20 protein-coding genes are annotated in these 25179 nt (G+C 62.8%); 7 read left to right on the top strand and 13 right to left on the bottom strand.

Features of this window, described 5'->3' with window-relative positions:
• Window positions 1–5: 5 nt before the first annotated feature.
• Complete coding sequence (locus ABRA89_RS10890) at window positions 6–1394, top strand: TrkH family potassium uptake protein (RefSeq protein WP_349941501.1); 1389 nt, start codon at window positions 6–8, stop codon at window positions 1392–1394.
• A gap of 204 nt (window positions 1395–1598) precedes the next feature.
• Here the strand turns inward: ABRA89_RS10890 and puhE are convergent, their stop codons facing one another.
• The 13 genes from puhE to bchF are packed head-to-tail and all read right to left on the bottom strand — an operon-like array spanning window position 1599 to window position 17145.
• A complete protein-coding gene (gene puhE, locus ABRA89_RS10885; RefSeq protein ID WP_349941500.1) occupies window positions 1599–3458 on the bottom strand; it encodes a putative photosynthetic complex assembly protein PuhE in 1860 nt (619 codons plus the stop codon).
• Between the two features lie 60 nt (window positions 3459–3518).
• Window positions 3519–4607, bottom strand: coding sequence for a magnesium-protoporphyrin IX monomethyl ester (oxidative) cyclase (gene acsF, locus ABRA89_RS10880; protein WP_349941499.1), 1089 nt, complete (start codon window positions 4605–4607; stop codon window positions 3519–3521).
• Window positions 4604–4906 (bottom strand): hypothetical protein, encoded by a 303-nt coding sequence (locus ABRA89_RS10875; protein WP_349941498.1) that lies wholly within the window; start codon window positions 4904–4906, stop codon window positions 4604–4606. The genes acsF and ABRA89_RS10875 overlap by 4 nt, the downstream gene beginning before the upstream one ends.
• Window positions 4906–5403 carry a photosynthetic complex assembly protein PuhC gene (gene puhC, locus ABRA89_RS10870; protein ID WP_349941497.1) on the bottom strand — a complete coding sequence of 166 codons (498 nt, stop codon included), beginning with the start codon at window positions 5401–5403 and terminating at the stop codon, window positions 4906–4908. The genes ABRA89_RS10875 and puhC overlap by 1 nt, the downstream gene beginning before the upstream one ends.
• Window positions 5400–6062, bottom strand: a complete 663-nt coding sequence (gene puhB, locus ABRA89_RS10865) for a photosynthetic complex putative assembly protein PuhB (RefSeq protein WP_349941496.1) — start codon at window positions 6060–6062, stop codon at window positions 5400–5402. Before puhB ends, puhC begins: the two co-directional genes overlap by 4 nt.
• On the bottom strand, window positions 6059–6832 hold the full coding sequence (gene puhA, locus ABRA89_RS10860) for a photosynthetic reaction center subunit H (RefSeq protein ID WP_349941495.1): 774 nt from the start codon (window positions 6830–6832) through the stop codon (window positions 6059–6061). Before puhA ends, puhB begins: the two co-directional genes overlap by 4 nt.
• 18 nt (window positions 6833–6850) lie before the next feature.
• Entirely contained in the window at window positions 6851–8317 is a 1467-nt protein-coding gene (locus ABRA89_RS10855) for a BCD family MFS transporter (RefSeq protein WP_349941494.1), read from the bottom strand.
• Entirely contained in the window at window positions 8314–9018 is a 705-nt protein-coding gene (gene bchM, locus ABRA89_RS10850) for a magnesium protoporphyrin IX methyltransferase (RefSeq protein ID WP_349941493.1), read from the bottom strand. The genes ABRA89_RS10855 and bchM overlap by 4 nt, the downstream gene beginning before the upstream one ends.
• A gap of 8 nt (window positions 9019–9026) precedes the next feature.
• Window positions 9027–9938: a ferredoxin:protochlorophyllide reductase (ATP-dependent) iron-sulfur ATP-binding protein gene (gene bchL, locus ABRA89_RS10845; protein WP_349941492.1), complete on the bottom strand. Its 912-nt coding sequence runs from the start codon at window positions 9936–9938 to the stop codon at window positions 9027–9029.
• Window positions 9938–13708: a magnesium chelatase subunit H gene (locus tag ABRA89_RS10840; protein ID WP_349941491.1), complete on the bottom strand. Its 3771-nt coding sequence runs from the start codon at window positions 13706–13708 to the stop codon at window positions 9938–9940. The genes bchL and ABRA89_RS10840 overlap by 1 nt, the downstream gene beginning before the upstream one ends.
• Window positions 13680–15248, bottom strand: coding sequence for a ferredoxin:protochlorophyllide reductase (ATP-dependent) subunit B (gene bchB, locus ABRA89_RS10835; protein WP_349941490.1), 1569 nt, complete (start codon window positions 15246–15248; stop codon window positions 13680–13682). Before bchB ends, ABRA89_RS10840 begins: the two co-directional genes overlap by 29 nt.
• A 17-nt stretch (window positions 15249–15265) precedes the next feature.
• Complete coding sequence (locus tag ABRA89_RS10830) at window positions 15266–16576, bottom strand: ferredoxin:protochlorophyllide reductase (ATP-dependent) subunit N (protein WP_349941489.1); 1311 nt, start codon at window positions 16574–16576, stop codon at window positions 15266–15268.
• Window positions 16573–17145: a 2-vinyl bacteriochlorophyllide hydratase gene (gene bchF, locus ABRA89_RS10825; protein ID WP_349941488.1), complete on the bottom strand. Its 573-nt coding sequence runs from the start codon at window positions 17143–17145 to the stop codon at window positions 16573–16575. Before bchF ends, ABRA89_RS10830 begins: the two co-directional genes overlap by 4 nt.
• 344 nt (window positions 17146–17489) lie before the next feature.
• Between bchF and ABRA89_RS10820 the strand changes: the two genes are divergently transcribed.
• From ABRA89_RS10820 to hemA, 6 genes are all read left to right on the top strand, one after another.
• Window positions 17490–18443: a cobalamin B12-binding domain-containing protein gene (locus ABRA89_RS10820; protein WP_349941487.1), complete on the top strand. Its 954-nt coding sequence runs from the start codon at window positions 17490–17492 to the stop codon at window positions 18441–18443.
• 43 nt (window positions 18444–18486) lie between these two features.
• On the top strand, window positions 18487–19911 hold the full coding sequence (ppsR, locus tag ABRA89_RS10815) for a transcriptional regulator PpsR (protein WP_349941486.1): 1425 nt from the start codon (window positions 18487–18489) through the stop codon (window positions 19909–19911).
• Between the two features lie 108 nt (window positions 19912–20019).
• Window positions 20020–20937: a chlorophyll synthase ChlG gene (gene chlG / locus ABRA89_RS10810; RefSeq protein WP_349941485.1), complete on the top strand. Its 918-nt coding sequence runs from the start codon at window positions 20020–20022 to the stop codon at window positions 20935–20937.
• Window positions 20937–22307 carry a BCD family MFS transporter gene (locus ABRA89_RS10805; protein ID WP_349941484.1) on the top strand — a complete coding sequence of 457 codons (1371 nt, stop codon included), beginning with the start codon at window positions 20937–20939 and terminating at the stop codon, window positions 22305–22307. Before chlG ends, ABRA89_RS10805 begins: the two co-directional genes overlap by 1 nt.
• Window positions 22304–23551, top strand: a complete 1248-nt coding sequence (locus ABRA89_RS10800; protein ID WP_349941483.1) for a geranylgeranyl diphosphate reductase — start codon at window positions 22304–22306, stop codon at window positions 23549–23551. Before ABRA89_RS10805 ends, ABRA89_RS10800 begins: the two co-directional genes overlap by 4 nt.
• Window positions 23551–24885: a 5-aminolevulinate synthase gene (gene hemA / locus ABRA89_RS10795; RefSeq protein ID WP_349941482.1), complete on the top strand. Its 1335-nt coding sequence runs from the start codon at window positions 23551–23553 to the stop codon at window positions 24883–24885. The genes ABRA89_RS10800 and hemA overlap by 1 nt, the downstream gene beginning before the upstream one ends.
• Window positions 24886–25179 lie beyond the last annotated feature (294 nt).

Genomic DNA, 25179 nt, shown 5'->3' with positions numbered 1-25179 from the left:
GTGTTATGCGTGTTCCGCTGAACGTCGAGCAGGCGATCGAGTCGCTTCGACAATTGAAAGAAGGCCGGGAAACCACTGCGGATGTTTCTCGCAAGCGTGCCGGCCCCGCCAAGCTACTGATGCTCGGCTATCTCTCCTACATGGTCATCGGCTGGATCCTGCTCTGCTTTCCATGGGCTCATGAAGGCGAGCCGGTAAGCGTGCTCGACAATTTCTTCATGGCGGTCTCCGCCGTTTCGACCACCGGGCTGATTACCGTCGATCCAGGCACGAGTTACACCTTCTTGGGCGAACTCGTTATTCTGCTCCTCATCCAGTTCGGCGGGCTCGGCTATATGACGATGAGCTCTTTCGCCTTCCTCGCCATCCAAGCGCGGCTGAGCGATACGCAGGAGAAGACGGCCCGCACCGCCTTCGCGCTGCCCGCCAACTTGTCTCCGGGCTTTTTCATTCGATCCGTCGTCTTTTTCACCTTCGCGACGGAACTCATCGGCGCCGCGTGCCTCTACCCGTTCTTTGTCGCCGAAGACGTCGATCAGCCGCTCTGGAGCGCCGTATTCCATTCGATTTCGGCGTTCTGCACCGCGGGCTTCTCGCTGAATGCGGACAGCTTCGAGAGCTTCTCGGACGATGTCGGAATCAATATCGTTATTTCGGTTCTAAGCATCCTCGGCGCCATGGGCTTCATCATTGTTGCCGATACCGCGCGAAGGGTCATCGGCCGTGCCAGCCATTTCGGCTTTACGAGCAAGGTCATCTTTCGCATGACCGCCATCCTGATCGGCATCGGCACGCTACTGATCTTTCTTGCGGAACCGACGATCCGGACCCTCCCGCCCTCGGACCGGCTAATGACCGCTTTCTTTCAGGCGATGAGCGCCTCGACGACCGTCGGCTTCAACACCATACCCATCGATAGCATATCGAACGCAATCATCATGGTGCTTCTGGTCCTGATGGTGATCGGAGCATCGCCATCAGGCACGGGCGGGGGCATGAAAACGACATCCTTCGCCGCACTCGTCGGCCTCGCCCGCTCCACCCTGAAGGGCCGGGACAGCATCCGCTTCTTCAAGCGCCGCGTGCCGGACACGCAGCTCAATCTCGCAGGCACGACCCTCTTCTGCTACCTCGCCTGCCTCTCGATCGCGCTCTTCGTCCTCTTCCTCACGGAAACCGGCGTCGCCTTCAACGCGATAGCCTTCGAGGCGATATCCGCACTCGGCACGGTCGGCCTCTCCATGGGCGTGACCGGTGATCTCAGTGAACTTGGCAAGCTGACAATCATCGCCCTGATGATCATTGGCCGTCTCGGCGTCCTCACCTTCGGCCTCGCCCTCGCCATTCCCGACGAAACGCCCGAAGAAGAAAGCGATAACGAACTCGCGATGTGAGAAAAAAGATCTGTCTCTCCAACGCTCAAACTTCCGAGCGGGCTCAAAACCGCCCCACTGTTCTTGCTCCCAGCCTAAGGGCCGGAGCCACAACTCGAAAAAACAGCCTTCAAAGGGAAAGCGGGCGCGCTCCGAAGAACACGCCCGCTTTTCATACACATATGAGAGCCGCCGGCAGTCGGCGGCGTCATGCCTCTGCGAGACCTACACCGCGAGCGCCGGTTCCGCGCCGAAGCCCCCTTTCGGCTGCGTCTCGGCCTCGTCTCGTGCCTCGCTCGCCGCTACTTCGAAGAGCCGGTCGAGCTTGGAAGCGTTGAGGTCTTTCCCGATCGCCAGAGCCCTCGCAGCCTCGTTCTTCTGCGGAATGTGAACCGACATCGAAACCCGTCCGCCGGCGATGTCGAAGCGCATCCATCCCTCGCCGGATTTCGCGATGCCCTTCATCCGGTCGACCCGCCCGGCATCGCCACGCGCAACCATGTGCAGCCGCGCGGAAAGTTCGTCCGTCGCGATCGGCCGGGTCAGCGACCGGCTCCATGAGCCAAGACCGAGGCCGGGCTCTGGATGATGGTGGCCGTGTCCATGATGATGATCGTGCCCTTCGTGGCCGTGCTCATGATGAGCGGGACCATGGTCGTGATGATGATGGCCATGGGTTTCGTGATCATTCCCTGCATCGAGCTCTTCGTTGGCGCCCGAATGCACGTAAATCGCCTGGCTCGGTATGAGTTCCTCTTCCACTGCACCATAACGGGCCGGCAGGATCTTCGCCTTCGGATTGAGCGCAATCAGCGTCTCCCGCACGGCTGAAAGCTCGCTGTCCGAGACGAGATCGATCTTGTTGAGGATAAACACAGGCGCGATCCGGGCCTGCACATCGAAATAGTCCGGCATGCGCGCATAGTCGGCGAGGAAAGCCCCCGCGTCGATCACCGTGAACAGCTTGGTCGCCTTCACATTGGTCGCGATCTCCGGCGCGGCCAGAACCTGCAACAACGAGGCGACATCGGCGACACCAGATGGCTCGATCAGCACCCGGTCCGGCGCCATGTTGGCGACCACCTCACGCAGCTGAGCTGAAAGGTCCTTGCGCAGCGAGCAGCAAATGCATCCGTTCGGCAGTTCCACCACATCGGCACCCTGACCCGAGAGCAGCGATCCATCGATCCCGAGTTCGCCGAAATCGTTGACGAGCACGACGGTCTTCTCGGCCGGATTTGCCTCGGAGAGCATCCGGCGAAGCGTCGTCGTCTTGCCGGCGCCGAGGAAGCCGACGACGATATCTACCGCGAACGGCTTCTTCTCGCCGCGCGACTTGAGGCCGGGCGCCCAGATCGCACCGGAGGGCATCGGCAGAACCAGCATCCAGTGCTCGAGAATCGCCAGCGCCATCAGGACACCGAGAAATGTGTAGCCCGCCATCTCGAACTGGCTCGCACCGTCAGCGAAGGCCCACGCGAAAAGCAAGACGGTGATGACGGTCGAGATCGTCACCGAGAACGGGAAAAGGAGGTTCATCGAACGCTTGTTGAGAAAGCCCTTCAGGAACTCCAGATGCTCCGGCAGGAACTCCTCATTCAGGTTCCGCACGCCAAAGAACACGTTCAGCTTGGCGCTCTGGTGCATCCACCACAGCACCATGAAGGTCCACATACCGATCTGGTTCGGTGCGCCCCAGGTGAGCGAGACAACCACCACCGCCGCGGCGATGATCGCGAGCTCGTGCCAGAGGCTCGTCTGCACGGCATGGACGAAATGCGGCCATCCCCGGCAGCTTTCGGGGCAAGGCTGCTTCCGCGGGCCGGTGACATAGCCCATGTAAAAGCTCATTTCCTGCCAGCCCCAGGCCAGCAAGCCGAAGGTGAAGGCGTAATAGGCCCCGGTGACGCTCGTATCCTGCGCCGACCAGTTCAGCCCCCACAGCGAGAGGGCGAACACCACCGTCGCCCCGATCATCGAGTATTTGAACGTCTTCTGCGGCAGGCCGTCGAGATATATGATCACGACAGTGGACGCCCACCAGACGACGAGCGCGAAAAGAGCCGGCAGGACATATTCGATCATGGGGTGGCCTTTCGCTTGAAATGCATGTCTTGCGTCTGAGCCGCCTGAACGGACGGCGACTCAGTAGGCCGGGACCAGCGTCCCGTCCTCGGGGATGGCGTTGGGCACGGTGCGCATCGCGTAAAGGCTTGCAAAGGTCGCCGTCGCCATCGCGCGCCCACGCATCATCCGAACTTTCCCGCCGAGCCCACCGGCCTTCCGTCCCGCATCGATCTCACGGCTCGCGACCAGAAGCCTGTCCAGCTTCTGCTTGAATTTCGGATTGTCGATGTCGAGCGAAAGCGGGAAGACCTGCTTGGAGATTTCCGTCGTGATGCGGAAGACCTTCATGCCGTATTCGGACGGGTCGATGGCGAAGGCCTTGTGGAATTCCGGCCGCGCATGGTCGCGTACATACATGGTCGCGAAGACGGCGAGCAGGAAGAACTTGATCCAGAGCTTGTTGCGCCCCTTCAGCACCCGGTCGTCCGCGCGCATCAACAGCGCAAAGGCCTCGCCGTGGCGGAACTCGTCGTTGCACCACTTCTCGAACCACTTGAAGATCGGATGGAAGCGCTTGTCGGGATGGCGCTCAAGATGCCGGTAGATCGTGATGTAACGGGCGTAGCCGATTTTCTCGGAGAGATAAGTGGCGTAATAGATGAACTTCGGCTGGAAGAAGGTGTACTTCTTTTCCTTCGTCAGGAAGCCGAGATTGACGCCGATGCCGAACTCCTTGAGGGCGTCGTTGATAAAGCCGGCATGGCGGGCCTCGTCGCGGCTCATATAGGAGAAGAGCTCGCAGATATCGGGGTTCGTCCCGCGCCGCTTCATCTCCTTATAGAGAACGCAGCCCGAAAATTCGGCCGTCAACGAGGAGACGAGGAAGTCCACGAACTCCTTGCGCAAGCCCTCGGGCAAATCCTGAAGATCAATCTTGTCCCAGTTCTCATCGCGCTTGAAATGGCCCTTGTTCGGGTCCGACTTCATCTCTGCGATGAGCTTGTCCCATTGCGGCCGAACGCCGGAAACGTCGACCTTATCCAGCTTGTCGAAATCCGTCGTGTAGAAGCGCGGGGAAAGGAGCGTGTCTTCCTGGGCCGTTCTGGTAGTCTCGTTGACGTCACCCTTGATGGGCCGAGCACCGTCGATCTTCGCCGGGGCGTTCATAGCGTTGCCTTTTCGGAAAATGAGAATTCGCAGAGTTCCATGAACTCGAAATCGCCGGTCGCTCGGGTCCATTGGCGTTCGAGCCAACCGGCCCGGCGGATCGTCGCCGTGCGCCTGAATTCGGCCTCGTCCCCGTAAGGAACTGCGATCGGTTTTCCGTGAACGATGACCTCGTCGCCTGGCTCGACCGTCACACCGCCGTCGAACCGCACATGAGCGTGCAGACTGTCGAACGTGTTCGATATCTCGACCGTGCAATCGACGGTCTCTTCGGTTCCACCAAGCAGCGAACGCAGCATCAGTCGACCACTTCCTCCCAATCGAGCAACCCGGCGAAGACCTCCGTATTCTCCTTGCCGAACGCTCTCAGTTCCACTTGTCGGCTCGTCTTCGGGTCCTCGACGACCAGGCGGCCGTCGGCCTTCAGAGCAAGCAGGAACGCGCCGTCTTCGGGCACGCCTCGGATTGTGCGGTACCGCTGAAGATTGCGCAAGGACTCAAGGGCGAATCCGCCGCTTTCGGTCGGAAGACTGAGCAAGGTCTCGCCCGTGCCGGCATCGGAAATCACTGCGGTCTTCGGCATGCTGTCATCGAGCGCCAACGGGCGCGAGGCGACCGTCTCGATGTCCGGCGTCCCGAAGGCGCCGACGCCGGTGCGATTACTCGCGAGGCCGAGGCCAACGGTCGCGGCGGCAAGCAAGCCGGCGCCGAGGAGGATCACCAGCGGAATCGGCCGATCGGGTGTCGGGTAGAGCTTCAGCGGCTTGCCGTCCGCGCTTTGGATTTTACTCGTCACGCCAGCGCGGCCCCCTGCCCGATTGCATCAGCCGAGCGGTCACGCACTCCCTCGCGCGTTGCCGTGCCGCCTGTTGCCGCAAGTGCGCGAGAAAGCGTCTGTGCCACCCTCTCAGCATCGGGGATCGCCCGCAGCATCGGCTCCGCCGCCCGAACTTTGAACGGCCGGGCGAAGGGCCAGATCTGGAAGTAGAAGGGCCGGCCCTTTTTCGGCAGAACCAGCGGAATATCGCCGGTACCGTCCTTATAGACGCGCAGCCCCGCAGCCTCGATATCCTTCAGCGGAATATTGAGCTGCGAGGGCAGCGCCACCCCGTAGCGCATCACGACCCGCCGGTCCGTCACGAGGAAACCTGTGCTCCGCGCGTAGAGGAGCGACAGCAGCATCAAAATCGCTCCCACGACAAAGAACGATCCGACCAGCGGCATCGTCTTGGCAAAGGCCATCGCCCAGGAGCCGGTATCGTTGTGGACCGATCCCAGCCGCCAGAGGATCAAGACGGTGAAATAGGCGATGACCCATTTCACCCGAAACGCCCTGACGGCAAGCCGCCACCAATCCGGCTTGCCCTGCCAGAGAATACGCTCGCCGGCCGGGAGTTCACTTTCGGCGACATGCGTCTTGATGTCGTCGGTTTCGTCGAGCTCTACGTGTTTCATAGGAAAGGTGCCTGTGAACCGTTCTTGGAGTAAAGCGTACCGCCCGCGAAATAGGCGTTGAGCCGATCTTCCTCGCGCGCCGTTATGTACTCGTCATTGCCGAGCGCCGGAGCGGCGAGAAGCTGCTCCCGGCTGAGCATCCCGAACTTCATGCGGCCCTTACGGGTATCGGCGAAGGCGAAGGGCGCAAGAAAGGTGCCCGGCTTGCCTGTCATGTCGATCTCAACGTAGCGGATGAAGTATTCGATATCGTTGACCCAGAGGTCTCTGACGGTCCCAACGGGCTCGCCATCCGCTGCGTAGACGGGCATGCCGATCAGGTTCGGGCCGGTATCCTCCAGGTGATATTCCGGTTTCGTCCGCAATGGAGCGAGCGTCAATTCGCCGTCCATTGTCCGGAATGGCTTGTCCTGCTTCAGGGCGTATGAGGCTGGACCGACGCCATCGGCTAGCGGATCGCCCAGTGGCATAATCGGCGAACCCGGAATGTTGTAAGCGTTCCGCGCGTTGAGTTCTCGCTCGTTGTCCGCATGCGGCGCGTAATGGACGCTGCCGTCCTGCAGAAGAAACGCCTTCTTCTTCGGGATCGGCGGAAATCCGACGACTTGCATGCGGTTCCCTGTGCCCCGAGTACGATCCGAAACGAGCGGATAGCCCTCGCGCTTATCCTCCGAGCGCAAGTAATAGACGAGCGCGAGGAAGAACAGAAAGAAGGCGATGACGAGAAGCAGCGGCAAATCGAGCTGCTCGGTAAAGGCTCCAGTCGGCATGGTTTGCTTCTCCTTCGATCAGTTCGGTAAATCGGGCAGCCCGAAGCGCTCGGGCTGAGCGGCACGGGGTTCAAGCATTTGCGGGCGAACGAGCGGTCCGAGGACAAGAAGTCCGGCGAATAGGAGCCCGATTTCGAGATGGTAGACGACACCATAGGCGGCGGCCGGACCCTGCAGGGCGGGACCGAGGACACCGGCCTCGGCAAGCAGCGCCACCTGATCGCGCAACGCGCCACCGGTAAAGACGGCAAGCCCAAGGGCGATCGCCTGTACCGCGCCCCAGATGCCGAGGACGAGGCCGCTGCCGAGCTTTGCGTGTCCGATCCGTTCCATGACAGCGACAAGCATCGAGACCGAGAACAGCCCGGAGCCCAGTCCGATCGCAAAGACACCAGCGGAAAACATCGCGATCGAGCCAAGCGCGCCGGCAAGCACGACAAGAGAAAAGGCTGGGATGCCACCCATCAGGCCGATCGCGGCGACCACATTGGGATTGGCGTTCCAACGGCTGTGCAGCCGAGCCGCAAAGAAGAAGCCGATCAGGCTTCCGGCGGCGAACAATGCGGTCAGTAGCGTCGTCGAACCGACCCCCATGCCGAAGACGTCGCCGCCATAGGGCTCGAGAAGCACGTCCTGCATGCCGAAGGCTGCGGTCCCGATGGCCAGCGCGAGCAGCAGCCGTTTGAGATCGGCCTGGCCTGCCAGAAGCTCTCGGACGACGGTCAGGAAGCGCGGCGCGTTTTTCTTGACCTCTTCGCTGGGAACCAGATCACGGCGGCGTGGCTCCTGCTGCCAGATCGCGACCGTCGTCATCAGGATCGTCACGACGGCAGATCCCTGAAGCACTTGAATGAGCCCGAGATAGGTGAAGTCCTTGAGGAGCTGGCCGATGACGACCGCCCCGCCGAGCATGCCGACGAGCAGCATGGTGTAGAGCATTGCGACGATGCGCGGGCGCTTCTCGTCGGTCGCGAGATCGCAGGCGAGTGCCAGCCCGGCCGTTTGAACGATATGCACCCCGAGACCGACCAGGAAGAAGGCCAAGAGCATGGCGCTCTGACCGATCAGCAGGCCGTCAGGCTTGCCTTCAGAGACGATGAAAAGCGCGAACGGCATAATCGCAAGGCCGGCGAACTGGGTCATCGCCCCAGTCCAGATATAGGGCGTGCGCAGCCAGCCCATGAAGGAGCGGCGATTGTCGGACTTGAAGCCGACCAGCGCCCGGGCCGGCGCGAGCAGCAGAGGCAGAGCAAGCGCGACGGCGATCAGCGAGATCGGGATCCCGAGTTCGATGGCCATGACCCGGTTCAGCGTTCCGCCGAGGATCACAAGCGTGATGCCGACGGACACCTGAAACAGGGAGAGACGCAAGAGACGCGACAGCGGAAGCTCGTTCGTGCCGATATCGGCGAACGGCATGATCCTGCGCCACGCCGCGAGGACGTCGGCCTTCACATTCGCCTTGTCTGCGTCCAGCGTCTTCATCTGCGCCTCAGCTCCAGCGCATGGCTCTTGTAGAAACCGGTATCGATCCGCCGATCGCGACCGATCGCGAAGGCGGCGAAAGCGGGATCGCGCTCGATCGCGGCAAGGAACCTCGATCGCGCAATTGGCACGATCGCCGGCGAGCGATCGCCGCGCGGGAAGAGCTTGCCGGCCTTGTGCATGACGGCGAGAAGCGGCGTCTTCGGCGCAAACGTGATGGCGAGTGATCCTTCGGTTCGCTCGACAAGCTTTGCCAAGGTCATCACGGCGTCGGCCGGTTCGTAATGGATGAGCGAGTCCATCATCACCACGTGATCGAAGAGGCCGAAGCTCTCGTCCAGCATGTCGCCGGCGACGAAGCGGATGCGGCTGCCGAGCCCTTCAGCGTTCGCCAGCTCCTGCGCATGGGCGGTGAGTGTCGGCGAGAGATCAACGGCGACGACCTCGGCCCCGAGCCGTGCAGCTTCCATCGCAAGCGCGCCCGTTCCGCAGCCGGCATCGAGCAGCCGCAGCCCTGTGAGGTCGTCCGGCAGGTAGGAGAGAAGTGTCTTGCGCATGCCGTCCCGGCCCCGGCGAACGCTCGCGCGGATGCGGCCGACCGGCGCGGTGGACGTCAACTTCTTCCAGGTCTCCGCGGCGGTGCGATCGAAATAGGTTTCGATCTCGGAGCGCCGGCGCTCATATGTCATGACGTCGCTCATGGGCGATCCTATTCGAAGCCGAGGAAATCGAAGATCTCCCGGTCCTTCATCGACTTCGCCTCGTTCGGCTCGGTGCCGGCATAAAGCGCGGCGGCAAGACGGAGATATTCGTTCTGTACGGCCTCCAGCTCCGGCGACGGCTCCATCTCGAAGAGCGTCGACTTCTTGAGCCGTGAGCGTCGAATAGCGTCGAGATCAGGGAAGTGAGCCAGCCGGTTGAGCCCGGTATGGGCTGCGAAGCGATCGATCTCGTCCGTGCCGGCGGAGCGGTTCGCGATGACCCCGCCGAGACGCACGTCATAGTTCTTCGCCTTCGCCTGAATGGCCGCCACGATGCGGTTCATGGCGAAGATCGAATCGAAGTCGTTCGCCGTCACCACCAGCGCCCGGTCTGCGTGCTGCAGCGGCGCGGCGAAACCGCCGCAAACGACATCGCCGAGAACATCGAAGATGACCACATCGGTGTCTTCCAGAAGGTGATGCTCCTTCAGGAGTTTTACCGTCTGGCCGACGACATAGCCGCCGCAGCCGGTGCCGGCAGGCGGCCCGCCGGCCTCGACGCACATCACGCCATTATAGCCTTCGAAGACGAAGTCCTCGGGCCGCAGCTCCTCGGCATGGAAATCGACCGTTTCGAGGATGTCGATCACCGTCGGCTGGAGCCGCTTGGTGAGGGTGAAGGTCGAATCGTGCTTCGGGTCGCAGCCGATCTGCAAGACGCGGTGGCCGAGCTTGGAGAATGCAACCGACAGGTTGGACGAGGTCGTGGACTTCCCGATCCCGCCCTTGCCGTAGATCGCGAACACCTTGGCCCCGTCCATCTTCGGCCCGGTGTTCATCTTAACCTGAACACTGCCTTCGCCATCCTCACGGCGATAGACGGTCTTCGGCAGCGGCAGCGTCGTCTTCAAGGAGCTCATTACGCAGCCTCCATCTCGCTTTTGGGTTTCGTCGCCGGCTGGGGCAGGATGCCCTCCAGACGGTCTTCGAGATCGGCGCTTGCATCGGCGAGCGCCTCCCGTTCGGCATCCGTCGGACGCCAGTATTGCCGCTCGTCCGCCTCGATCAGGCGTTCGGCCATGCGGGCCGATGCGGTGGGGTTCAGTTCGGCGAGGCGTTCGCGCATCTTTTCGTCGAGAACAAAGGTCTCGGCGAAGCGCTTGTAGACCCAGGGGCTCACCTGCCCAGTCGTCGCCGACCAGCCGAGCGTGTTCGTCAGATGCGCCTCGATATGGCGCACGCCCTCATAGCCGTGGGCGAGCATGCCTTCGATCCACTTCGGATTGAGGGCGCGGGTGCGGGTCTCCAACGCCACCTGCTCTTCGAGGGTGCGCACCGTGCCTTTGCCCCGCGTGTCGTCGCCGATATAGACCGGCACGGACTTGCCCCGAACCTCGGCGACCGCGCGGCTGACGCCGCCCAGCGTATCGAAATAATGGTCGATCGTGGTGACGCCGAGCTCGACCGATTCGAGGTTCTGATAAGTGAGATCGACCGTCTTGAAGGCCGAGGTGAGGAGCTTCTTCTGCTCGCTCGAATGGCCCTTGCGGTCGATCGCAAAGCATTTGCGCCGCGTATAGGCGTTGGCCAACTCGCCCTCCTGCTCCCATGCTCCGCCATCGATCATCAGATTGACGTTCGAGCCGTAGGCCCCGTCGGCATTCGCGAAGACGCGCAGAGAGGCGGTCTCCAGGTCACAGCCCTCTTCAGCCGCATGGGCACGGGCATGCTTGGCAACGAAGTTCTTCTCGTCCGGCTCGTCGGCCGTTGCTGCGAGATAGGCCGCTTCCGCGACAAGCTTGGACTGGAGCGGCAGGAGATCACGGAAGATGCCGGAGAGCGTCACCAGCGCATCGATGCGCGGCCGGCCGAGCTCTTCGAGAGGCACAAGGGCAGCTCCCGCGAGCCGGCCATAGCCATCGAAGCGCGGCACCGCGCCGATCAACGCCAGAGCCTGGGAAAGCGACACGCCCTCGGTCTTCAGATTGTCCGTACCCCAGAGCACGAGCGCCACGGTCTCCGGCAGCGCGCCGCCACCGGCCGCATGGCGTTCGAGCAGCCGATCCGCCTGCCGCCGGCCTTCCTGCACCGCAAATGTGCTCGGGATGCGGAAGGGGTCGAAGCCGTGGAGGTTGCGCCCCGTCGGCACGATCGCCGGATTGCGCAGGATGTCGCCGCCCGGGACCGGCTCGATATAACGCCCGTCGAGCGCCTTGAGCAGCGCCGGGGTCTCGTGGTCGGTGGCAAGATCGCGGGACAAGTTGCCGAGTGTGGTGGCCGCCTCTTTCGCCCTCTCCGCGTCAGTGGAACTGAGTTCGCGATAGGCTGCTTCGCCGGACAAGGCCGCCTCCGCATCCCCTTCGGCGATAGCTTCCGCCGTCTCGATCGCGATCGGCGCGCCAAGCTGCGCTTCCGCCACGGCCTTCAGCCAGCCGGCACGATCGTCACGCGAGACCGGCTTACCGAGAACATGAAGCCCGCTCGGGATCAGCGTCGCTTCGAGTTCCGCAAGCGCGTTCGAAAGCTTTGCAACGCCCGCCTCGCCCACTTCGAAGTTAAGATCGAGCATCGCGGCCTGATCGCCGATCAGGGCGATGAGATCGGCCCGCTCGGAGACCGCTTCCGGCTCCAGCGACCGCAGCCGGTCGAGCGAGGATTTGAGGTCGATCAGGCCCTTGTAGAGTCCGGCCTCGGCGAGCGGCGGCGTTAGGTGCGAGACTAGAACGGCGTTCGCGCGGCGCTTTGCGAGCGCACCTTCCGATGGATTGTTCGCGGCATAGAGATTGACGTTTGGCAGATCGCCTATCAGCCGGTCCGGCCAGCAAGTTTCGCCGAGGCCTACCTGTTTGCCCGGCATGAATTCCAGCGCGCCATGGGTGCCGAAATGCAGTACCGCATCCGCCTTCAGGTCCTCACGCAGCCAGCGATAATAGGCCGAGAAGGCGTGGGTCGGGGCGAAGCCGCGCTCGAACAGGAGCCGCATCGGATCGCCCTCGTAGCCAAAAGCTGGCTGCACACCGACGAAGACATTGCCGAAGCGCTGGCCGTAGACGAAGAGGTTCGCACCATCCGTCTGATGCTTGCCGGGAGCCGGCCCCCACTGTGCCTCGATCTCGGCGAGATGCTTTTCGCGGCGCAAATGGTCGTCGGCAGGAATCTTCGCGAAGACGTTGACCGGCGTACCGGAGGTTTCGGCGTTCCCCTTCAGGATCGCATCGCGCAGCGCATCGACGCTTTCAGGCACATCCACCTGATAGCCATCCGCTTTCAGGCTCTTCAGCGTGTTGAAGAGGGATTCGAACACCGAGAGGTAGGCCGCTGTGCCAACGCTGCCGGCATTGGGCGGGAAGTTGAAGATCGTCACCGCCAGCGTCCGCTCGGCTTTCGCCTTGCGGCGGAGGGCGACGAGCTTTGCCGCGCGGCTCGCCAGGACCTCGGCCCGCTTCGGATCGGAGGCCATCGCCCTGTGACCGGTCGGGAGCGAGAGCGAGGAGCGTCCGCCGAAGACGTTCGCGCCGATCGCCCCGTCGATCTCTGGGATCGCGACCATCATCGTCGCCTCGACGGGCGAGAGGCCGGTGTCTGAGGCCTGCCATTCTTCGAGCGACTGGAACTCCACGGCCTGCCCGGCGATCAGCGGAACGTCGAGCTCGCGCATCGCGGTCTTCGCGGCATTCGCATCGTTATAGGCCGGGCCCCCGACCAGCGAGAAACCGGTGAGCGAGACCAGCGCATCGATCGTCGGCTTGCCTTCGGCGGTCTTGAAATAGGCGTCGATCGCCGGGCGCGAATCGAGACCACTCGCAAAGGCCGGGACCACCTTCAGTCCCTTGGCTTCGAGAGCCGCGATCACCCCGTCATAATGTGCGGTGTCGCCGGCGAGCACATAGGAGCGCATGATCAGGATGCCGACCGTGCCGTTCCGCCCCTCGCCGCGGTTCGGCAGGCTTTCGAGCCGCGTCGCGATGCGGCCGCGCATACGGGGATGATAGAGCCCGGTATCGGGATATTCGATCGGCTCCGGGGCGGCATGGCTCTCGCCGCCCGCCTTCGCGTCCGGTCCGTAGCGACCGACGAGGAAGCGGATCAGGTTCGTCAGATTGTCGCTCGACCCGCCGAGCCAGTATTGCAGCACGAGGAAGTATGCGCGCAGATCCTGCGCTGTACCGGGGATATAGCGCAGAATCTTCGGCAGACGCCGCAGCATGGTCATCTGCCGCGCGCCCGAGGCCGGCTTATTGTCCTTCTTGCCCGCACCCTTCAGCCGCTTGAGGAGGCCGAGCACGCCGCCCGCCTCCTTGTTCATGTCGAGCTTGCCCGCCCGCGTCAGCTTGACGACCTCACCGGCCGACAGGATGCCGAAAAAGGCCGAACATTCGCCGCGCCGCTTTTCCAGCGCCGGCAGGATTGGCAGGATATGCGGCTCCATGAAGAGCATGGAGGCGAAAATGATGTCCGCCCGCTCGATATCGCGGATGCAGGCATCCACAGTCGCCGGGTCGCGGTCGAAATCCGTCGCCGCGTGGAAGCCGATTTCGAGGCCCGGCATATCCGCCTTGAGCGCATCGCGGGCGCTCGCCACCGCACCACCCATGTGGCCATCGAGCGTGATGACGGCGATGCGCGGACCTTTCCGACCGCTCGCGGCTCCGGATGCGCCGTTAGCGCGCAAAGTGGGCTTTGGCGTCATAGAGCGTCTCCACGGTGATTTCGCTCAAACCTCGGTCTGAGGCGAATTTCTCGGTGTTTCGCCGCGCCTTTCCACGCACGAAGAAGGGTATTTTCTTGAGTTCGGCCTCCGCAGCGGAGGCCCAGATGCCAGCGGCTGGAGCCGCTTCTTCAGCGGTCTTGGCCGTCTCCGGCACGCGGATCGCGTCCGTTTCCTGCGGCGCAACCCGGTGGCCGGGGCCAAGATGGGAGGGCAGCGCGTCGTCGGAAAATTCGAAATCCTCGCGGAACATGCCGAGGAGATGCTCCTCCAACCCCATGACCAGCGGATGGACCCATGAGTCCCAGAGGATGTTCGCGCCCTCGAAGCCCATCTGCGGCGAATAGCGCGCCGGGTAATCCTGCACATGGACGGGCGCGGAAATCACCGCGCAACCGATGCCGAGACGCTTGGCGATGTGCCGCTCCATCTGGGTGCCGAGCACCAGTTCGGGCTCGGCCTCGGCGATCGCCTGCTCCACATCGAGATAGTCGTCGGTGATCAGCGGCTCGACGCCGTAGGCTTTTGCGGCCTCGCGAATGCCGCGAGCGAATTCCCGGCTATAAGTGCCAAGGCCGACGACCTCGAAGCCGAACTCCTCGCTGGCGACACGCGCAGCCGCGATCGCGTGTGTCGCATCGCCGAAGACGAAGACCCGCTTGCCGGTGAGATAGTTGGAATCGACCGACCGCGAGAACCAGGGCAGGCGCGATCCGCCGGTCGCGCCTTCGACCGCATCGAGACCCGCCAAAACGCGCACCTCGGCGACGAACTCACGCGTGGCGCTGACGCCAATGGGCACCGTCGTCGTAAAGGGCTGGCCGAAATTCTTTTTCAGAAGCCGCGCGGCCTGTTCAGCGATCTCGGGATAGAGGACGACGTTAAAGTCCGCGTCTTTCAGCCGGCCGATATCCTCAGCGCTCGCATCGAGCGGCGCGACGACATTTACGTCGATGCCGTTCTCGCCGAGCAGCTTGCGGATTTCGGTGACGTCGTCGCGATGCCGGAAGCCGAGTGCCGTCGCACCGAGAATATTGCAGCTGGGTCGTGCGCCCTCGGCCTTCGCCGGCTCTTCACCGCGCTCGCCGGAAAGATGGCGGACGATCTGGTAGAAGGTCTCGCCCGCGCCCCAGTTCTCCTTGCGCTGATAGGAGGGAAGCTCCAGCGGAATCGTTGGGCAGGGCAGATTAGCGGCCTTGGCCAGCCCCGCCGGGTCGTCCTGGATCAGCTCGCCCGTGCAGGAAGCCCCCACCAGCATTGCGGCCGGCTGGAAGCGATCATGCGCGGCGATCAGCGTCGATTTGAAGAGTTCGGCGGTGTCCTTGCCGAGATCGCGGGCCTTGAACGTCGTGTAGGTCACCGGCGGGCGCTTGTCGCGCCGCTCGATCATCGTAAAGAGAAGGTCGGCATAGGTATCGCCCTGTGGCGCATGAAGAACGTAATGGACGTCCTTCATCGCGGTCGCGACGCGCATCGCTCCCACATGGGGCGGCCCTTCATATGTCCATACGGTGAGCTGCATCCTCCGGAGCCTCCCTCTCAGACCTGAAGCCGCGTGCGGCGATCGAAGGGCCGGGCGAACAGGTTCGCAAGATCGCTCGCCTGGTCGTAGCCCTGGATCGGCGTGAACAGGAGTTCGATCGACCACTTCGTGGTGAGGCCCTCCGCCTCCAGCGGATTGGCGAGGCCGAGCCCGCAGACCGTGAGGTCAGGCTTTTCGGCCCGCACCCGGTCAAGCTGGCGATCGACGTCCTGACCTTCCGACAGCGCCGTGCCCTCCGGCAAAAGCGGCATTTCCTCGGCCAAGTGCGCCTTGTGGATAAAGGGTGTGCCGATTTCGATAGGCTCCATGCCGAGCTCGCGCGACAGCATGCGGGCGAGTGGAATTTCGAGCTGGGAGTCCGGCATGAAGAAAATGCGCTTGCCTGAAAGCGCCTCGCGGAACGGCTCCAGCGCCCGCACCGCCCGCGCTTCGGCCGCTGCCGTTGCCGAGCGGAAGGCCATCGGATCGACGCCGAAGACATCCGCCGCCGCCTTCAACCAGGCCGTCGTGCCCTCCGCGCCTAGCGGGAACGGAGCCGGAATATGCTTTGCGCCGCGTTCTAAAAGCTCGCGCGCAGTCTCGGTCAGGAAGGGCTGGGCGAGCAGAACCTTTGTGTTAGGCCCGACCGCCGGCAGCTCGCTCGATTTGCGCGGCGGCAGAAAGCTGACGCGCTCCAGCCCCATCGCCTTGAAGATGCGGGCAAACTGGTCCTCCACCACATCGGCCAGCGCACCGACGACGAGAAGCTCCAGCTCAGCGCTCGTGGATTGCGGGAGCTCCGGGACCAGCGCGGCAAGACAGCGGTCCTCGCCTTCGGTGAAAGTCGTCTCGATACCGGAGCCCGTGTAATTCAGGATGCGCACGTCCGGCGCATAGCTTTTGGACAGGCGCGAGGCTGCCTTGGAGAGATCAAGCTTGATCACCTCCGACGGGCAGGAGCCGACGAGGAACAGCATCTTGATGTCCGGCCGGCGCTCCAGAAGTCGCGCGACCACCTTGTCGAGCTCCTCGTTCGCATCCGCCATGCCGGCGAGATCGCGCTCCTCCATCACGGCGGTGCCAAAGCGCGGCTCGGCGAAGATCATCACACCCGCCGCCGACTGCATCAGATGGGCGCAGGTGCGCGATCCGACGATGAGGAAGAAAGCGTCCTGAATCTTCCGGTGCATCCAGACGATGCCGGTGAGGCCGCAGAACACTTCATGCTGGCCACGCTCGCGCAGAACGGTCGGCTCGGAGCAGCCGGAAGAGGGCACGGTCGGCGCGGACGTCTTGCGCTCGGGAAGAAGAGAAACCGTACCGTTCATGCCGGCACCCCACCCACCGGAGCCCGGCCGACAGGAACCTCGGCGCGCTTCGCCTGAAGCCGCGCTGCCCGCAACTTGATCAGGAACTGCGCCGCGTTGATCACGTAGGCCCCGTAGGCAATGAGCGCGACGCTGAGCTGCTGAAGCGGCGTGCCGATCCCCGACAGCGCCATCACCACATAGGCCGTGTGCAGCGCGATGACGCCCATCGACACGACGTCCTCCCAGAAGAAAGCCGGCGCGAAGAGCCATTTGCCGAACACGACCTTCTCCCAGATCGAGCCGGTGACCATGATTGTGTAAAGAACGAAGGTCTTAACGACGACCGAAGCCATGGCGATGCCGTGCCCCTCGCCCGTCCACATCGCCCGCAGCACAAGGGCGAGCGAGACCAGAAAGACGAGAAACTGGAACGGGGCGAGAAGGCCTTGAACGAGCGTCCAGCCGGACGCGTCACGCCGGGCACGCTCTTCTGGAGTGTAAAGTCCGGCACGGGCGATACCCTGCTGCGGCCCTTGATCCGGGAGGCGGCAGCCTGAACGCAACGCGTTGGTTTTCAAGCTCGACATGGCTGGCAGTGTGAACCCGGCCGACCGATACTGTCAAGTCAACTTTACACTTGCGGAATCATGACGCTCATTCTCGCTATCCGTTGACGTCCATTCGAAAAATGGCGGTGCCCGGTTGCAAGAATTCTAAGAATGGGCAAAGATCATCAATACGGCCATCGATACTGAGATAGACTTGGCCGATGGGGTCGGAGAACCGCTCGAAAACGGAACGCCATCCCGAATTGCCATTGCGCCACAAGGCTTTGGCTGGAAATTCGATGAGAGCAAGATCGCGGTCCGTGACACGAGATCGCTTGCAATAAAGATCAGCTCACCGTCATCTTCGAAGCGGGAGGAACGCTATGGCATACTTCGCCAATGGTGCCCAGCTTTCCCGACCTGCAAGAGAGGGGGGCAAGCATTCGATCGCGTCAACCGACATTGACACGAGTGACACCGGGGCGAAAACCGAAAAGGATCGCTCACGGAAGACGATCGAGATCGGCGACCTGCACGTGGAAAAGGGTGGCCGCGAGGGTGCGTGCCGCAGCCTCGAAGACGCTGTCAGGCAGGCAGTCATTCCGCGTCTATATGCCCAGCGCATGCGGCACGCCGAAGAGCCGCCGGAGCGCACCCCCTTCGAAGATCGAGCTCAGGCCATCATCGCCAATGGTGCGGTCGATCAGCTCCTACGCCTTGTGCTTTCGGGACAGACCTCGGCTCAGGAAGCTTTCTTCAACGATCTTCATGAACAAGCGGTGCCTGTGCGCGCCCTGATCGAGGATATCGTTGTCCCCGTCGCCAACGAGATCGGGTCTGCCTGGGTCGAAGACCGCATGAGCTTCGCGGAGGTCACCCTTAAGATCGGCCTGATGCAGACCGCCGTCTCGAACTTCACCTCCAAGACACTGTCCATCGCATCCCGGCACAATGCGCCGCGTTTTCTCGTTTCGCCAGTTCCTGGCGAACAGCATGTTTTCGGCTCGGCCGTGCTCTCGAGCCTTCTGATCGCGCAGGGCTACCGCGCCGATGCGATACTCGACGCAAGTCCGCGCAAGCTTTGCGAACAGGTGGAGGCTTACGACTATGCTGCGGTCGGGCTTTCCTGCAACAGCGACAGAACCTTGCCGCTCGTGAAAGGGCTCATCAGGGACCTGCGGGAAACCAGCCGCAATCGCTCGATTGCCATTATGATCGGCGGCTGGGCTTTGCAGGAGGACAATGAGTCGCTACATACCCTCGGCGCCGATCTGGTCGTGACCAAAGATCGCAACGCGATGGACGCTATCGTTGAGCGGTTCGAGCTCGGGTTCTGAGGGCGCACGCATTCGCTAGACCAAGCAACCGGACCGGTATGCCATGGGAGTAAATTTCGCCGAAGGCGGCCGGGCGTTTTCCAATCCGGATCGCACATTCGCCAATTTGGACCCCGGGATCATTGCGTCTCTGGTTACGGCTACCGCCGATTTCGCTCTGCTGATCGACGACGCCGGCACGGTTGTCGACGTGGCCATGCGCCAGGACGTCTGCCCCCCGGAAGTCTATCACGAATGGATCGGCCGCCCGTTTATCGAGACTGTGACCAGTGAATGCCGTCTGAAGGCAAAGCGGCTCCTGGCGGATGGCGCGGATCACTCCGAGACGCGGCGCGAGATCAATCACCCCATACCGGACGCGCCCGACCTCCCTGTCAGCTACGTCATGTTGCCGCTGACCAAAGACAGCGGGCATGTCGCCCTTGGCCGAGATCTGAGATCCGTCGCGGACCTCCAGCAACGCCTCATCTCCGCTCAAGTCGCCTATGACCACGAGTTCGAACAGGTCCGAAGCGTCGAAGCACAGTATCGGGTTCTGTTCGAGACCAGCACTCAGTTTTATCTGATCGTCGATCCCGGAAATCGGAGGATCATCGAAGCGAACGCCACTGCGCGCAAGAATTTTTGCGATCGTGATCCTGTCGGCACAAATCTCGAAGAGCATTTCGCACCTCATGACCTCGTCGAGCTTGATCACCTGATCGCGACAGCCTTTTCATCCGGCAAAAGCGAGCATGGCACCCTACGCCGCCGAGGTGAGGACGGCGGCCGCGTTTCCGTCAATCTTCGCTTCTTCCGCCACTTGGGCAATTCCCGCCTGTCGATCCAGATCGAGCCGGAAAGTGGTTCGAGCGATCTTTATTCCGGTGATCTCGCCGAGCGATTGTTCGCCGGTCTCGGCGCAGCCTCGCCAGATGCCATCGTCATCCTCGATGGGGAAATGCGCGTCGTATCGGCCAATCAGAGCTATCTCGATCTGCTCCAGATCGCCGAACATTCTCAGATCCAGGGCCAGAATCAGTCGGATCGGATCGGTCAACGCGGCGTCGAGATGCGCGTTTTGAAGAATGCGATCGACAATCAGGGCATCGTGCGAACTCTCACGACCTATGTGACCCAGACCTACGGCGCGACAGTCCCTGTGGAGATCGGCGGAACAGCGATCGAGGTCGATGGATCCCGGTTCTATGGGCTCGCTATTCGCCGCAGCGAGCGTGGGGTGACCTCGCTTCCGCAGTCGGGCAAATCTGAGATGCGCCCGGCTAACGATATGATCGGCCTCGTCGGACAGATGCCACTTCGCGATATCGTGAGAGACACGACCGACATTATCGAACGGCTATGTATCGAAGCCGCCCTCGAACTTACCGGTAACAATCGGGCATCGGCCGCCGAGCTCTTGGGCCTGAGCAGGCAGGCACTTTACACGAAATTGCGCCGCTTCGGAATCATGGGCGAAGCTGGCTAGGCGCAGTTGAGCCCATCCGAGCCGATTTTCATCGGCAATCGTGTTCCGAACTTAGAACATGTCAAGTTTGGTTGACACATAGGCCGAATTCGACCTAGCATCATCGGCATGAGCCGAACGGTCGCCCCACTCACCCCAGCGCCTCGCATCCAGGCATCGGCCCTCATCGCCGTCCTGAAGCCTGTGACTTGGTTCGCGCCCGTCTGGGCCTTTGCCTGCGGCGGCATTTCCGCGCTCGGAACCTTGGGGCCGGACAGCAACCACCTCCTCGTCATTCGCGACGTCCTGCTTGGCCTTGTCCTCGCCGGCCCGATGCTGTGCGGCGCGAGCCAGGCGGTGAACGATTGGTTCGATCGTCATGTCGACGCGATCAACGAACCGGATCGCCCCATTCCCTCCGGTCGCCTTCCCGGCCGATCCGGCCTTGCTATTGCGATCCTGTGGACGGCCGCCTCCCTGCTGCTTGCTTCTTTCCTCGGACCGATCGTATTCGCGGCAGCGGCCATCGGCTGCGCCTTTTCCTGGGCCTACAGCGCACCGCCACTCCGCCTGAAGAAAAATGGCTGGTACGGCAATGCCAGCGTCGCGATCTCCTATGAGGGCCTAGCCTGGATTACCGGCGCAGCCCTCGTGGCACAGGGCATGCCCTCTACCGAAACGCTTATTCTGGCGCTTCTCTATTCCCTCGGCGCGCACGGGATCATGACCCTCAACGACTTCAAGTCGATCGAGGGCGATCTGCGCTTCGGCATCCGCACTTTACCCGCACGCTACGGCGTCAGCGCCGCCAGCTGGATCGCCTGCCTCGTCATGGCGGGCGCCCAGATTGCGGTCGTCGCCTGCCTCGTTGCATGGGGTTACGGCATCGCGGCGTTCATCGTCTCCGGGCTTCTTCTCGGCCAGTTCGCGCTCATGCGCCGGTTCCTCGCCGATCCGCAAGCCGAGGCGATCCGCTATAACGCGACCGGCACCGGGCTCTATGTGCTCGGCATGATGGTCGCCGCCGTCGCGCTCGGGGTGTCGTGATGCGGTCCCGGGTTTCCGATCCAATGGCCGGCTTTACCTGGCCGCAGATTTTCAGGCTGGCACTCGTCCAGACCGCGATCGGCGCGATGGTCGTGCTGACGACCTCGACGATGAACCGCATCATGGTCGTCGAGCTCAGCCTTGCCGCGATGATCCCCGGTGCACTCGTCGCCCTTCATTATGCCGTCCAGATGCTGCGTCCCCGCTTTGGCCACGGCGCCGATCGCGGCAGGAGCCGAACGCTCTGGATTATCGGCGGGCTATGCATCCTCGCACTCGGAACGGTGCTAGCCTCGATCGCAACCGGACTCGCCGGCTCCGACCAAATTCTTGGTCTGTCGCTCGCGACCTTTGCCTTCCTGCTGATCGGTGCTGGCGTCGGTGCTTCGGGCACCAACCTTCTCGCCCTCGTCGCTGCTGGCGTCGCGCCGCATCGGCGCGGTCCGGCCGCGACCCTGATGTGGACGCTGATGATCGCAGGCTTCGCCTTGACGGCTGGGATAGCCGGAAGTTTCCTCGATCCGTTCTCCGAGAGCCGCCTCGTCATGGTGACCACCGTCACGGCATGCTTGGCGCTCGCCGTCGGAACGCTGGCAACGCTCGGCATCGAGCGGACCATGAAGGCGCCATCGAAAGGCAAGACGCGCAGCTCCGCGCCCGGCGAATTCTCGGCCGCCCTCAAGGATGTTTGGCAGGAAAGCGCGACCCGCCGCTTCACGGTCTTCGTCTTCATCTCCATGCTCGCCTACAGCGCTCAGGATCTCGTCCTCGAGCCTTTCGCCGGCCTCATCTTCGCAATGTCGCCCGGCGAGACGACGCAGCTCGCCGGAATGCAGCATGGCGGCACCTTCATCGGCATGATCGCCGTCGCGGTCGCCGGTTTCCTCTTCGCCAAGACCCATCCCGGCCTTCTCAGGCTGCTCTGCGTCACGGGCTGTCTCGGCTCGGCGGTGGCTTTCGCGGCGCTCTTTTCGGCATCTCGGATCGGTAACGATTTTCCGCTGGTACCGACCGTCGCCACGCTCGGCTTCTTCAATGGGGTCTTCGCTGTCGCGGCCATCGGCTCGATGATGGGCCTTGCCTCAGGCAGCGGCTCCGACGAAAGCCCGCGCCATGGTATCCGCATGGGACTTTGGGGCGCGGCCCAGGCCATCGCCTTCGCGCTCGGCGGTTTCGCAGGCACGGCACTCGTCGACATCACCGTACACTTCACGGGCTCGAACGCGGACGCCTATGGCGGCGTCTTCCTCCTCGAAGGGATCGGCTTCGTGGTTTCCGCCCTCCTCGCCTGGCGCTGCGTCGGCGATCGCGCCGAGATCGCAAAGACCCAAAGACCTGTTTCCAACACTCTCTCGGGAGCTGCGGCATGACCCCCCACGGCGAAACGCACTCGTCCGCTTCGACATCACAGGCCCATTTCCCTGATGGCGCGGAGCGCTTCGATGCCATCGTAATCGGCGGCGGGCCCGCCGGCTCGACAGCGGCCCTTCGGCTAGCGGAAGCCGGCTATTCCACGGCCCTCGTCGAACGCGGCGGCCGGATCAAGCCCTGTGGTGGGGCAATTCCCCCTCGCCTCATCGAGGATTTCGCCATTCCCGGCCATCTGCTCAAGGCCGCGATTTCGTCGGCCCGCATGATTGCGCCATCGGGGAAGACCGTCGATATGCCCATCGATGGCGGCTATGTCGGTATGGTCGATCGCGAGGAATTCGACGAATGGCTGCGCGAGCGCGCAGCCTCGAAAGGCGTGACCCGAATCACTGCCATGTTCGACGGTCTGGAGCCGGCATCCGGCGAGGACCGGCAAATCCGCATCAAGGCGAAATCGGGCGAGACGCGGACACTCTCGGCCCGCCTCGTCATCGGCGCCGACGGCGCCCGCTCTTCGGTCGCGAAAGCCGCGTTGCCGGACCAGAAGCAGCCGAAATCGGTCTTCGCCTATCACGAGATCGTCGACGCAAAGGGATGCTCCTCCGAACCCGCCGCCGCACGGGCCAATCGCTGCGACGTTTTTTATCAAGGCGCCATCTCACCGGATTTCTATGGCTGGGTTTTTCCCCATGGCGAGACCGTCAGCATCGGCACCGGCACCGCGAAAAAGGGCTATGGCCTGCGCAAGGCGGTCGGCGATCTAAGGGATGCCTCCGGGTATGGCGCGGCCCGCACGGTGCGCCGAGAGGGCGCGCCGATTCCGCTCAAACCCATGAAACGCTGGGACGACGGGAAGAACGTGATCGTCGCGGGCGACGCAGCCGGCGTGGTCGCGCCGGCTTCCGGCGAAGGCATCTACTACGCGATGGAAAGCGCCCGCATGGTCGCGGATGCCGGTATCGCGTTTCTCGCGTCTGGCGATGCCCGTGAGCTTGCCAACGCGCGCAAGCAATTCATGGGCGATCACGGAAAGATTTTTCTTGTTTTGGAATTGCTCCAGACTGTGTGGTATCGGTCCGATTGGCTGCGTGAGCGGTTCGTCTCGATCTGCCGCGACCCTGACGTACAGCGACTGACATGGGAGTCGTACATGCACAAGCGAATGTCGAAGGCGAGCCCGACGGCGCATGCGCGAATCCTCTGGCAGAATCTCGGACACTATCTTGGATGGAGAACGGCATAATGTACGATTGGACGAAGGAAGCCGCTCTCCACGGCAAGACATCGAAATCCTCGAAGACGAATTGCCCGCTGGGTTACGAGCGCGTTGCTCTGCCGGTCGATTACGCCCGCCATTTCTCGGAAGCGATCGAGGCTCTTCATGCCGAAAAGCGCTACCGTGTCTTCGCCGATCTGGAACGGATCGCAGGCCGTTTTCCCCAGGCGATCTGGCGGCATGAGGGCGAAGCGCGAGAGATCACCGTCTGGTGCTCGAACGACTATCTCGGCATGGGCCAGAACGAAAATGTCGTCGAGGCCATGAAGAACACCGTTTCGGCCATGGGCTCGGGCGCCGGCGGCACGCGCAACATCTCCGGCACCAACCATCCGCTGGTCGAGCTGGAGCGCGAGCTCGCCGACTTGCACGGCAAGGAAGCCGCCCTCGTCTTCACCTCGGGCTTCGTTTCCAACGAGGCCTCGATCTCGACCATCGCCAAGCTCCTTCCCGGCTGCCTCATACTCTCCGACGAGCTGAACCACGCCTCGATGATCGAAGGCGTGCGCAAGGCCGGCACGAAGAAGCAGATCTTCCGGCACAACGACGTCGCACATCTGGAAGAACTGCTGAAGGCCGCACCGATCGACCAGCCCAAGCTGATCGTCTTCGAGAGCGTCTATTCCATGGATGGCGACATCGCCCCGATCGGCGCGATCTGCGATCTCGCCGAGAAATACAACGCCATGACCTATATCGACGAGGTCCATGCCGTCGGCATGTATGGGAGACGCGGCGGCGGCATCTCCGAGCGCGACGGCGAGGCCCGCCGCATCGACGTCATCGAGGGCACGCTGGCGAAAGCCTTCGGCACGCTCGGCGGCTACATCACCGGCACGAAGGACGTGATCGATGCGGTCCGCTCCTATGCGCCGGGTTTCATCTTTACCACCGCCCTTCCGCCGGCGCTCGCAGCGGCGGCCACGGCCTCGATCCGGCATCTTAAGGCTTCACAGGCCGAGCGCGACGGCCAGCAGCGCCAGGCCGCGCGCACCAAAGAGGTTCTCGGCGGCGCCGATCTTCCCGTCATGCCGTCGGACACGCATATCGTACCGATCCTCGTCGGCGATCCAGACCTCTGCAAGCGCGCCTCGGATCATCTGCTGGCCAAGCACGGCATCTACATCCAGCCGATCAACTATCCGACGGTACCGCGCGGCACCGAGCGCCTGCGCATCACGCCGACGCCGCTCCACGACGACACCCGCATCGAACACCTCAAGGATGCCCTCGTCGAAACGTGGAACGCGGTTCGAATCCCGTTCGCTTCACAGCAAGCATCCTTGCAGGCAGCCGAATAGGTTTTGCAGTCCCGGGCTCGCACTCGGGATTACCTTGGCGGTATGGGCCAACAAAGCGTCCGGTACGGCTGGCAGAAAACGCGATCTGCGATGATCACCCTACTCTTGTTGTAGGGTCTGGATTGTCCCTTAGCGGGTGAGCCCGAGGTGCCGAGCTACCCGCGTTATGCGCTCAAACTGGATCTCCTCGCGGCTGTACGAGATCGGTCGCAAGAGACAGCACTCCCACCTGCCCTGCTGGAACCAAACACCATTCGCCGCTGTTTACGGCCTACGGTTAATAGGACCCAACAG

It is taken from the genome of Fulvimarina thalattae (assembly GCF_040239565.1).
GTDB lineage: Bacteria > Pseudomonadota > Alphaproteobacteria > Rhizobiales > Rhizobiaceae > Fulvimarina.
The sequence above is the reverse complement of the archived record's forward strand: the minus strand, read 5'-3'. Positions and strand labels throughout refer to the sequence as shown.